The 11,905-nt window shown below is 65.6% G+C and carries 8 protein-coding genes and 1 pseudogene; all 9 read left to right on the top strand.

What is annotated here, in order from left to right; genetic code table 11:
• Positions 1 to 100 precede the first annotated feature (100 nt).
• Positions 101 to 547, top strand: a pseudogene (locus QI450_RS16770) (Tn3 family transposase); the annotation flags it as partial.
• A 507-nt stretch (positions 548 to 1,054) separates the two neighbouring features.
• On the top strand, positions 1,055 to 2,377 hold the full coding sequence (locus tag QI450_RS16765; protein ID WP_226773456.1) for an extracellular solute-binding protein: 1,323 nt from the start codon (positions 1,055 to 1,057) through the stop codon (positions 2,375 to 2,377).
• Between the two features lie 89 nt (positions 2,378 to 2,466).
• A complete protein-coding gene (locus QI450_RS16760) occupies positions 2,467 to 3,363 on the top strand; it encodes a sugar ABC transporter permease (RefSeq protein ID WP_226773515.1) in 897 nt (298 codons plus the stop codon).
• The gene (locus QI450_RS16755; protein WP_226773455.1) at positions 3,360 to 4,310 is read left to right on the top strand and encodes a carbohydrate ABC transporter permease; all 951 of its coding nucleotides are present in this window, start codon (positions 3,360 to 3,362) and stop codon (positions 4,308 to 4,310) included. Before QI450_RS16760 ends, QI450_RS16755 begins: the two co-directional genes overlap by 4 nt.
• A complete protein-coding gene (locus QI450_RS16750; protein WP_226773454.1) occupies positions 4,307 to 6,415 on the top strand; it encodes a beta-galactosidase in 2,109 nt (702 codons plus the stop codon). Before QI450_RS16755 ends, QI450_RS16750 begins: the two co-directional genes overlap by 4 nt.
• Positions 6,416 to 6,424: 9 nt before the next feature.
• Positions 6,425 to 7,243, top strand: coding sequence for a DeoR/GlpR family DNA-binding transcription regulator (locus tag QI450_RS16745; RefSeq protein WP_253031583.1), 819 nt, complete (start codon positions 6,425 to 6,427; stop codon positions 7,241 to 7,243).
• A gap of 44 nt (positions 7,244 to 7,287) precedes the next feature.
• Positions 7,288 to 9,537, top strand: a complete 2,250-nt coding sequence (locus QI450_RS16740) for an alpha-galactosidase (protein WP_226774701.1) — start codon at positions 7,288 to 7,290, stop codon at positions 9,535 to 9,537.
• A gap of 1 nt (position 9,538) precedes the next feature.
• Entirely contained in the window at positions 9,539 to 10,720 is a 1,182-nt protein-coding gene (gene galT, locus QI450_RS16735) for a galactose-1-phosphate uridylyltransferase (RefSeq protein WP_226774702.1), read from the top strand.
• Complete coding sequence (gene galK, locus QI450_RS16730; protein ID WP_226774703.1) at positions 10,717 to 11,904, top strand: galactokinase; 1,188 nt, start codon at positions 10,717 to 10,719, stop codon at positions 11,902 to 11,904. The genes galT and galK overlap by 4 nt, the downstream gene beginning before the upstream one ends.
• The last annotated feature ends 1 nt before the right edge of the window (position 11,905 follow it).

Genomic DNA, 11,905 nt, shown 5'->3' with positions numbered 1-11,905 from the left:
TCTAATGATGAGACAAAAGCAGTTATGTGTCAAGGACCACATCCCGCGGGGCCCGTCGAGACTGGACGACCGGCTCAGGTCCCCCGTGCCGGTCGATGACCCCCGCCAAAACAGGCTCGCCCTCGCACTAAGGGAACTGGGCAAAATGGAACGCACCCTCGTCCTGCTCGACTGGCTCCAGGACCCCAGCCTGCGCCGCAAAGTCACCGCCAGCCTGAACAAGGGCGAGGCCCGGAACACCCTCGCCCGCGCCGTCTTCTTCAACCGGCTCGGCGAGATCCGCGACCGCTCCTTCGAACAACAGCGCTACCGCGCCAGCGGACTGAATCTCCTCACCGCAGCCATCGTTCTCTGGAATACGGTCTACCTCAACCGCACCATCACCACCCTGACCAGCAACGGCGGCGACATCGACCCCGACCTCCTGCGGTTCCTCTCACCCTTGGGCTGGGAACACATCAACCTGACCGGCGACTACACCTGGCCCCGCGCCAACCACCTCAAACCCGGCAAATACAGACCACTCCGACGCCCGGCAAAACCTTAGCGTCGGATATTTCACTTTTGCACAAGCCACCCACTACCGTCACCAGCAAAGAACGCCAGCGTTGTCGAATGATGCCCGCCGACGGCACCTGCTCGGGGATGACGGAATTGTCCTCGCAGCAGTCCGGATAAGGTCCCATTCAGACGGTTCCGACAGATTCGTGACTCCAGCTCGGATTCGAAGGGGACCATCACAGTTGACCCTAGTGAGTGTGCGCCTCCGTTCGGGGGCCTGATCTCCAATGCCGGCAGAGCCTGCCCATCCGAGGACTAACCCGGAGCGGATCCCGTGGACGGTGTCCAGCTAAGCAGGGGAACGCCGATCCCCCAGCTGCATCCGCGGTTGCCCGGCGTCCGGCGGCCCGGCCTGGCCCCCGGCGTCCGTCCCGCCAGCCTGATGACATGACTTTAAATGTTCTCTTTTTTCCCTTGACGTTGCTTATTGTGCGTTTATGATAGATAGTGATGTGAAGCGAATCACACCTTGTGTCATTTCAAAGGAGAAATCATGACCATGCACGAAGACGCACTGCGCCGGGCTTCAAGCCAAGGCGGCTGGGACCGGCGGACCTTGCTGAAGACCTTCGGCGCCGGGGCCGTGGCCATGGCCGGGATTCCGCTGCTCACGGCGTGCACCGGCGGCACGGCCCCCAACGCCGGAGGCAGTGGCAGCTCCTCGCTCTCCTTTGGTTCGGGCTCTTCTGACGAAGTTCCCAAGGCCGCCTATCAGGCCGTGACGGATGCTTTCACAAAAAAGACCGGCATCGCCGTGAGCACCAACGTTGTTCCGCACAACGACTTTCAGAACAAAATCAACACCTACCTGCAGGGAAGCCCGGACGACACCTTCACCTGGTTTGCCGGATACAGGATGCAGTATTACGCCGATAAGGGGCTGCTGGCCCCGATTGATGACGTCTGGGAAAAGGTGGGCGCCAACTACTCCGACGCCATGAAAAAGGCCTCAACCGGCAATGACGGCAAGATGTACTTCATCCCGAACTACAACTACCCGTGGGGCTTCTTTTACCGCAAGAGCCTCTGGACCGAGAAAGGCTACGAAGTCCCGGAAACGTTCGATCAGCTGACAGCGCTGGCGAAAAAGATGCAAGGCGACGGGCTGATCCCGATCGAATTTGCAGACAAAGACGGCTGGCCGGCGATGGGCACCTTCGATTACCTGAACATGCGCCTCAACGGCTACCAGTTCCACATGGATCTCACGGCGCACAAGGAATCCTGGGACCAGAAGAAAGTCAGCGACGTGTTCGACACCTGGAAGGCCCTGCTGCCCTACCAGAATCCCAATGCCTTGGGAATGACATGGCAAGACTCCGCCAAGAACCTTGGCGATAAGAAATCCGGGATGTACCTGCTGGGATCGTTCCTGACCCAGCAGTACACGGACAAAACTGTCGCCGACGACATCGACTTCTTCCCATTCCCGGAGATCGCGATAGAAGGCCGTGACGCCGTCGAGGCCCCCATCGACGGCCTGCTGCTGTCCAAGAAGGGCGGCCAGAACCAGGCGGCACGGGACTTCATGGCCTACCTCGGTACCCCGGAGGGACAGGACGTGTACGCCTCCGTCGACTCCGCCAATATTGCAGCCGCCAAAGGCACCGACACATCCGGGTTCTCGCCGCTGAACAAGAAGATGGCCGACGTCATCTCCAACGCCAAGAGCATCAGCCAGTTCTTCGACCGCGACGCCCTTCCCGCGATGGCCAACAACGTCATGATCCCGGCCCTGCAGTCCTTCATCAAGGACGGCAGCGTGGACGTGAAAAACCTGGAAGCCCAGGCCAAGTCGCTGTACGCCGCCCAGTAGCCCCGGCCAAGCCAGATCGAGGAATCGTCTTAGTGAGTACATCAACCAACACAAACCCCGCCCCGGCGCGGCGCTCCGGCGCTGCCCCGGTGCGGCGGGTCCGCCGGCTGTCCCGCAGCGACAAGTGGGTCCTGGCCTTTATGGTGGGCCTGCCGACTTTGATTCAGCTGGTCCTTGTCTGGATTCCAACGCTGCTCTCCGCCGCGTTGTCCTTCACCCGATGGAACGGCCTGACCCTGGAGGACATCAAACCCGCCGGGGTGGACAACTATGAATTCATCGCCCAGAACTACCCGCCGTTCTGGCCCGCGGTGCAGCACAATGTGCTGTGGCTGATCTTTCTGGCGCTGATCGCCACACCACTGGGGCTGCTGCTCGCGATCCTGCTGGACCAGAACATCCGCGGCACCAAGATCTACCAGAGCATCTTCTTCACTCCCGTGATGCTCTCACTGGCACTGATCGGCGTCATCTGGCAGTTGTTCTACAACCGGGATACCGGCCTGTTGAACTTCCTGCTCGGAACCGCAGGAACGCCGCAGGCAGTCGACTGGTTCGGCGATTCGAGCGTCAACATCTGGGCTGCCCTGGTGGCCGCCACCTGGCGGCACGCCGGTTACGTGATGATCCTGTACTTGGCGGGGCTCAAGGGCGTTGACCCAACCCTGCGTGAGGCCGCCCAGATCGACGGCGCCAACGCCGTGCAGACCTTTTTCCGGGTGATCTTCCCGGCCATGCGCCCGGTCAACGTCATCATCATCGTCATTACAGTCATCGAGTCCCTGCGGGCCTTCGACATCGTCTACGTCATTAACCGCGGCACCAACGGCCTGGAGCTGATCAGCGCCCTCGTGGTCCAGAACCTCGTCGGCGAAGGCCAAGTGATCGGCGTCGGCTCAGCCCTGGCAGTCATCTTGCTGGTTATCTCGCTGGTTCCCATCACCTTCTACCTCTCCCGCGCATTCGGAAAGGACAAAGAGGCATGAGCATCTCCAATCCCTCCCGTCCCGACGTGGGCGGCAGGAAACTCCAGCCCACGGCCGCGAACCGCGCGGCAGGGCGCGCCGCCGGAAAACGAACATCCGCGAAGCGGCACTACGGAACCCACATTTTCCTGAGCGTTATGGCCATTATGTGGCTGATTCCGCTGGTGTGGACCCTCTTCACGGCACTGCGGCCGAAGGCAGACACCGACAAATACGGCTACTTCAGCCTCGGTGGCTCCTTCAGTTTCGACAACTTCGTGCAGGCATGGACGCAGGCCGGTTTCGCCCAGTACGCATGGAACTCCGTCCTGATCACGGTCCCCTCGGTCCTGCTGATCCTCTTCTTCGCCTCCATGATGGCTTTCGCCGTCAGCCGGGTGAACTGGAAGTTCAACATCACCCTGCTGATCATGTTCACGGCCGGGAACCTGCTGCCGCCCCAGGTGCTGGCCGCTCCCCTGTTTGAAATGTTCAAGCACTTCGAACTGCCGTACAGCATCAGCGATTCGGGCAACCTGCTCAATACCTACATCAGCGTCATTGCCGTTGATACCGCTTTCCAAATCGGCTTCGTCACCTTTGTGCTCTCCAACTACATGAAGGCGCTGTCCTCCGAGTTGACGGAGGCCGCCCTCGTGGACGGTGCGGGCATCTGGCGCCAGTACTGGGAGATCATCCTGCCGCTGTGCCGCCCGGCGCTGGCGGCCATGGGCACCTTGGAAGTGATCTTTATTTACAACGACTTCTTCTGGCCTCTTCTTTTTATTCAAAGCGGGGACCGGCTTCCGCTGACCACGGCCGTGAACAACCTCCAGGGCCAGTTCCTGTCCAACTACAACCTCATTGCCGCGGGCGCCATGATTACGGCGATCCCGGCCCTGATCATCTACCTCATGCTTCAGCGGCACTTCGTCGCCGGACTGACCCTCGGCTCCAGCAAAGGATGAATGTGAGCAGCAACCACAACGCCGCAATGGACTACATCAGCGCCCGTCTCGGCTCCGAAGGGTCGCCGATGCTGGCCTTTGGCGGAGATTACAACCCCGAGCAGTGGCCCGAGGAAACCTGGGACGAAGACGTCCGGCTGATGCGCGAGGCCGGCGTCAACCTGGTCAGCGTGGGCATCTTCAGCTGGTCCCTGCTCGAACCAGCCGAGGGCAGCTACGAATTCGGCTGGCTGGACCGGGTCCTGGACCTGGTGCATGCCAACGGCATCCGGGTTGACCTGGCGAACGCCACGGCCTCCCCACCGCCCTGGTTCAGCCACAAGTATCCCCAATCACTGCCGGTGACGGCCGACGGCGTGCGGCACAGCTACGGTTCCCGGCAGGCTTTTGCCGCCTCAAGCCCGGACTACCGCCGCGCCGCCGCGGCACTGACCGAGCAGATCGTGCTCCGCTACAAGGACCATCCGGCCGTGGTGATGTGGCACGTCCACAATGAGTACGGCTGCCACAACCAGCCTGACTTCTCCGACGGTGCCGCTGCCGGTTTCCGGCGCTGGCTCGAACTTCGGTACAGCAGCATCGATGCCCTCAATGCCGCGTGGGGAACCTCATTCTGGTCCCAGCGCTACTCGGCCTGGGCGCAGATCCTGCCGCCCCGGACGTCCGGGACCTGGGTCAACCCGACCCAGCAACTGGACTTCGCCCGGTACTCCTCCGATGAGCTGCTCGAATGCTACACGGCCGAGGCGGCCATCATCCGCTCGCACTCGGGGCATCCAGTCACCACCAACTTCATGGGCTTCAACATGGGCCTGCACCAGCCCGTGGACTACTGGCGCTGGTCCGAGGAAACGGATGTGGTCTCCAACGACCACTACCTCATTGCCGAAGATCCGCGGAATTTCCAGGAGCTGGCGGCAACGGCTGACCTCACCCGCGGCTGGGCCAAGGGCAAGCCGTGGCTCCTGATGGAGCATTCCACCTCGGCGGTCAACTGGCAGCCCCGCAACATCGCCAAGGCGCCAGGCCAGATGCTCCGCAATGCCATGCAGCACGTGGCCCGCGGCGCTGACGGTGCGCTCTTTTTCCAGTGGCGGGCCTCGCGCGCGGGCGCCGAAAAATTCCACTCCGGAATGCTGCCGCACGCCGGCACGGACACCAAAGTCTGGCGCGAAGTCGTCCAGCTGGGACAGGCGCTGCGCAGCCTGGCCGAGCTCAGCGGTTCGGTTGTCACCGGCGCCTCCGGCCAGGTGGATGTGGCTATCCTGCACGACACCGACGCCCGCTGGGCCTCGGAACTGGACTCGCACCCGAGTGTGGACGCCTCGAACATCGCGGAAACCAGGCGCTGGCACGACGCCTTCTACCGGGCCGGCGTTCCCACGGACTTTCGGCAGAGCACCGAGGACCTGGCCGGTTATCGCCTGGTGGTCGCGCCGATGCAGTACCTCGTCACCGACGCCGGGGCGGCAAACCTGGAAGCCTACGTCCGCGCCGGCGGCCATCTGGTGGTGACGTATTTCTCCGGTATCGTGGACGAAAATGACCACATCAGGCTTGGCAGTTACCCGGGGGCGTTCAGTGCCCTGCTGGGGGTACGGATGGAAGAGTTCTTTCCGCTTTGCGCCGGCGAAAGCGTCCGGCTCAGCGGCTTCGGTGCGGGCTCCTGCTGGAATGAGCTGGGGCGTACCACCACCGCCGAGGTCCTGGCGGCCATCGACGAGGGGCCGGCCGCCGGTTCCCCCGCCGTGACCCGCAACCTCGCCGGAAGCGGCCGTGCCTACTACGTCGCCACAACACTCGCGCCGGCGGGCCTGGGCGAACTGCTCGGCGTCATCTGTGCCGATGCGGCCGTGCAGCCTCTTGTCCCGGATCTGCCGGCCGGTGTCGAAGTGACCCGGCGAAGCAAAGACGGAACAGACTGGACGTTCTGCATCAACCACGGAACACAGGACGTCCGGCTGCCGCTGGCAGGCGTTGACCTGCTTACCGGCACCGAGCTCGACGGCGGGCTCGGGCTGGAAGCCGGGGCCGTCGCCGTCGTCCGTTCCACCGCCCGGCAGGGCAGCCCCTCCGCCGCCAAGTCAACCCACTCAAGCCTGTAAGGACTCCGCATGCTAGCCGCAGCCCGTCATTCCGCCATTCTCGCGGAGGTCCAGCGTGAGCGGATTGTCCGCGTCACGGACCTCGCCAAGATGCTCGGCGTCTCGCTGATGACCGTGCGGCGCGACATCGAGGCGCTCGACACGGCCGGCGTACTGGAAAAGATCCATGGCGGGGCCAAGCTGCCCGGCGGGGCCAGCACCCACGAGCCGGGCTTTGAGCTGAAAGTGACGCAGCTCAAGGACGAAAAAATGGCAATCGCCCAGGAGGCGGCCGCCCAGGTTCGCGAAGGCATGGCCGTGGGGCTCAGCGCCGGAACCACTACCTGGGCGCTGGCCCAGCTGTTGTCCCCCGGTCCCCGGATCACGGTGGTCACCAACTCGGTGCGGATCGCCGACGTTTTCCACCAGAATTCCTCTGCGTCCACTGTGATCCTGACCGGCGGCGAGCGGACCCCTTCGGATGCGCTCGTCGGGCCGCTGGCCACCTCCTCACTCAGGCAGCTGCACCTGGATGTGCTGTTCCTCGGCGTCCACGGGGTCGACGCCGATGCCGGGTTCACCACACCAAACGTCCTGGAGGCAGAGACGGACAGGGCTTTCGTCAGTGCGGCCCGCCGGGTGGTGGTGCTCGCCGACCACACGAAGTGGGGCACCCTGGGTATCAGCACGATTGCGAGCCTCGAGGATGCCGACGAACTCATCAGCGACGACCTCCTGGGCGGTGAAGCCCGGCGCATTCTTGGCGAACGCGTGGGGCGGCTCCGGCTTGCTCCTGCCGGCGGCGCCCGGCCCGTCCCCGCCGCACGCCTCCTTGCCACGCCGGGCTGACCGGTACGGCCCGCCCACCCCGACCCCCTATGCCTGGAGCTACCGTGAACAACCCGGACCTCACTCGTGCACCCGAGACCCCTTTCCCCCTCCCTGGGCCGCTCTACCTGCGCCGCTCAGGAACGTCACTGCTGATCGATTTCCGCACCGGTGAACCCGCCCTGCTGCACTTCGGCGCAGACCTTGGCCCGGCTCTTCCGGACCTGTCCCTGTTGGGCGACCCCGTGCCGCACTCGGCCCTCGACATCCCCGTCACGCTCGGGCTGATCCCGCAGGCATCCTCCGGCTGGCGGGGGCGTCCGGGCCTCCGCGGTCACCGCAACGGACTGGCGTTCTCGGCCCGCCTGCGCGTTAGCGCCGTGGAACGATCCAGCGGGACGGACTGCTCGGCCATCATCACCCAATCCGACCCAACCGCGGGTGTCACCGTCCGCACGGAGGTCAGGATCAACGACGGCGGCCTGCTCCAGCTCCGGCACCGGCTCGATAACAACGGGACCGATCCCTACAGCGTCGAGGAACTCGCGGCGGTGCTTCCGGTGGGCCGCGCCGCCACCGAGATCCTGGACCTGACCGGGCGGTGGTGCCGGGAGTCGCACCCCCAGCGGATGCCGCTGGGCCAGGGAACCTGGGTCCGCTCCGGGCGGCACGGCCGGACCGGCCATGACGCCTCGCTCCTGCTGGCCGCCGGCACCCCCGGATTCGGCAACCGCCACGGGCAGGTGTGGGCCGTCCATCTGGGCTGGAGCGGCAACCACGAGAGCTTCGTCGACGCCGCCCCCGACGGCCGCACGGTGATCGGGGCCTCGGAGCTCCTTGGCTCCGGCGAGATCACCCTCCCCGCAAACACCGGCTACGAGACGCCCTGGTTGTTCGCGGCGTACTCCGCGGAGGGGCTGGACGGTATCAGCGACGCGTTCTATGCCTGGTTCCGCCAGCGCCCGCACCACCCCGGCGCACAGTCCGGCAAGGCCCGCCCGGTGGTCCTCAACGTCTGGGAAGCGGTGTATTTCGACCACCGGATGCCGGTACTGCTTGAACTCGCCGAATCCGCCGCCCGGCTCGGGGTGGAACGCTACGTCCTGGACGACGGCTGGTTCCGGGGCCGGCGCCATGACGGTGCGGGTCTCGGCGACTGGTACGTTGACGAGGACCTGTGGCCCGAAGGCTTGTCCCCGCTGATTGACGCGGTCACCGGCCACGGGATGGAGTTCGGGCTCTGGGTCGAGCCAGAGATGGTCAATGAAGACTCGGACCTGGCCCGGACCCACCCGGGCTGGATCGCCGGCCCGGCCCCGCGGCCGTCCAGCGACGGCGGACCGGCTGGCCGGCTGCCGGAGCGGTGGCGGCACCAGCAGGTCCTGGACCTGGTCAATCCGGCGGCCTGGCAGTACATTTTCGACCGGCTCGATGCCTTGCTGCGCGAAAACAACATCACCTACCTCAAGTGGGACCAGAACCGGGACCTCGGCGAAATGGGCCACGCCGGCCGGCCGTCAGTGCACGCCCAGACAGGGGCCGTTTACCGGCTCCTCGACGAGCTCCGCAAGGCCCATCCCGGCGTCGAGATCGAAAGCTGCTCCTCCGGAGGTGCCCGTGTGGACCTTGGCATCCTGGAACGCACGGACCGGATCTGGGGCTCGGACTGCAACGATGCCCTGGAACGGCAAACCATCCAGCGCTGGACCGGGATAGTGGTCCCGCCGGAACTCGTCGGATCCCACATCGGACCGACCCGGAGCCACACCACCGCACGAACCCACGACCTTTCCTTCCGGGCCATCACGGCCATGTTCGGCCATTTCGGCCTCGAATGGGACGTCCGGCACCTCGATGATTCCGAGCGCACCGAACTTGCGGCAGCAATCGCCCTGTTCAAGGAATACCGCTCGCTGCTGCACACCGGACGTATGGTGCGGGCCGACGAGCCAGATCCGGCCCTCCGGCTGCATGGCGTCGTTTCGCACGACGGCGGCGAGGCCCTCTTCGCACTGGTGTCCGTGGCGACCTCGTTCGCTGAAGTCCCCGGCCGGATTGCCATCCCGGGGTTGCTGCCGGATGCCGTGTATCGGGTGGAAGCGGTCTACCCGGCGCCGGACGACATGCGGGCGTTCCTGCAGGCCGTGCCGCCGGCGTGGCTAGCCGGAGGCGTCGAGGCGACGGGCCGTTTCCTGGCCGGTTCCGGACTTCCGATGCCTGTCCTCAACCCGGAGCACGGGCTGCTCCTGACCGCCCGCCGGGTCACCGCTGCCGGGCCAACCCCAGCCGGCGGCCACGCCGTGAGGAGCTCCTGACATGGGCCAGATTGCAAAGCGCTCCTACAAGCTCTCGGACGGCCGGGACATCATCTACTTCGATGATGCCGATACCGTCCTGCCGCCTGAACGCGGGGACGATCTCCGCGAGCCGGCCGTCCGGCCGCCCACGGCCACGATGCGCCAGGACGCCCTGACCGGAGAATGGATTTCGATCGCGGCTGCCCGGCAGAACCGGGTGGTCCTGCCACCCTCGCATCTGGACCCGCTGGCACCCGCGTCGCCGGACAATCCTTCGGAAATTCCGAGCCGCTATGACGTCGCCGTCTTTGAAAACAAATCCCCGTCCTTCGGGCCCGGGCTGTCCGGCCCCGAAGCGCCCGACACCCTGGACGATCTGGCCCGGGTCGGGCTGGGGCGCAGCCGGCAATCAGTGGGCCGGTGCGAAGTGGTGTGCTTTTCCCCCGAACACACCGGTTCCCTCGCCGGGATGTCGTTGTCCCGGATGCGCACGGTTGTGGAGGCCTGGGCAGACCGGACGGCCGCGCTGTCGGCGCTGCCCGGCGTCGAGCAGGTCTTCCCTTTCGAGAATCGGGGCGAGGCGATCGGTGTGACGCTGCACCACCCGCACGGACAAATCTATGCCTACCCCTTTATCACTCCCCGCACTGCCCAATTGGTCCGCACCATCGAAAATTACGGCGGCTCGCTGTTCGAGGACATCCTTGACTTTGAGCAGAACTCCGAGCGGGTGCTGCTCCAGGGTGAGCATTGGACGGCGTTTGTGCCGTTTGCCGCGCGCTGGCCACTGGAAGTACACGTCCTCCCGCACCGGCACGTCCCGGATCTCGCCGCCACAACGGGCGAGGAACGCGATGAGTTCTCCCGGCTTTACCGCCGGCTCCTGCGCGGCATCGACGCCCTCTACGACACCCCCACGCCCTACATTTCGGCGTGGCATCAGGCCCCCGTCCACGTCCACCGGGACGACATCCGCCTGATGCTGCAGCTGACCTCCCCCCGCCGGGAAAAAGACAAGCTCAAGTTCTTGGCAGGTTCCGAGGCGGCGATGGGTGCGTTTATAGCGGACATCCCGCCGGAAACCGCCGCAGCACGGCTCCGCAAGGCCATCGAAAAAGCCGGCGGCGGGCCAGCCGGGGCGGCCACGGAACCGCCCGTCGCAGGTCAGCGCACGGCAGGACAGGAGCACCTCCGGCCATGAACGACGTCCTGCACCGTGGAAGCAAGTACTTCGAAAGCCAGTTCGGCGGCGCGCCGGACGGGCTGTGGTCGGCGCCGGGCCGGGTCAACCTGATCGGTGAGCACACGGACTATAACGACGGCTACGCGTTTCCGATCGCAATCGATAAGCGCACCACTGTGGCGGCCCGCGCGCGGGAAGACCGCCTGCTGCGGGTGGCCAGCAGCTCCTATCCCGGCGTGGTGGAGGTGAGCCTGGACCACCTCGACCCGGCTGCGCTCACCGGCTGGGCCGCCTACCCGCTGGGCGTTGCCTGGGCGATGAGCCAGCCGCCGGGAGGTGCCGGCGACGCCGGTGCCACCATTGCCCGCGCCGGGCTGACCGGCATGGATCTGGCACTGATCTCGGACGTCCCGGCCGGCGCCGGCCTCTCTTCTTCCGCTGCCGTCGAATGCGCCGTGGCCCTCGCCCTGAATGAGCTGTGGGGACTTGGGCTGGACAGGCAGGAACTGGCCAGGATCGGCCAACTGGCCGAGAACCGTGTGGTCGGCGCGCCCACCGGCATCATGGACCAGTCGGCTTCACTTCTGGGCGAGCCGGATCATGGCATCCTGCTTGACTGCCAGCACCTCACGACCGAGAGTATTGCCCTCGGCTTAACCGCCGCCGGGGTGGGGATCCTCGTGATCGACACCCGCACCAGCCACTCGCACGCGGACGGCGGCTATGCCAGCCGACGCCGGTCCTGCGAGGACGGCGCCCGCACCATGGGCGTCGCCAGCCTGCGGGCCCTTGGCCCCGGCGACCTTCCCCGCGCCGAGGCCCTGCTGGACGGGCAGACCTTCCGCCGGGTCCGCCACATCATCACGGAGAACCAGCGGGTATTGGACACCGTCGCCGCGCTGCGGACATCGGGCCCTGCCGCCATCGGATCATTCCTCAACGAATCACATGTCTCGATGCGCGACGACTTCGAAATCTCCACGCCGGAACTTGACCTCGCCGTCTCCAGCGCCCAGGAACTGGGCAGTATCGGCGCCCGCATGACCGGCGGGGGCTTTGGCGGCGCCGCGATCGCACTGGTGCGAAACAGCGACGCCGCCAGGGTCGCCGAGGGAATTGCCCGTGAGTTCTCCGACGCGGGCTTCGCCGCGCCGCACATCTTTCCGGTCAGCGCGTCGGCCGGTGCCCGGCGCGAACGGTAAC

Origin of the sequence: Arthrobacter sp. EM1 (assembly GCF_029964055.1) — a bacterium.
GTDB lineage: Bacteria > Actinomycetota > Actinomycetes > Actinomycetales > Micrococcaceae > Arthrobacter.
Note: the sequence above shows the minus strand (reverse complement) of the source record. Positions and strands in the feature narration are given on the sequence as shown.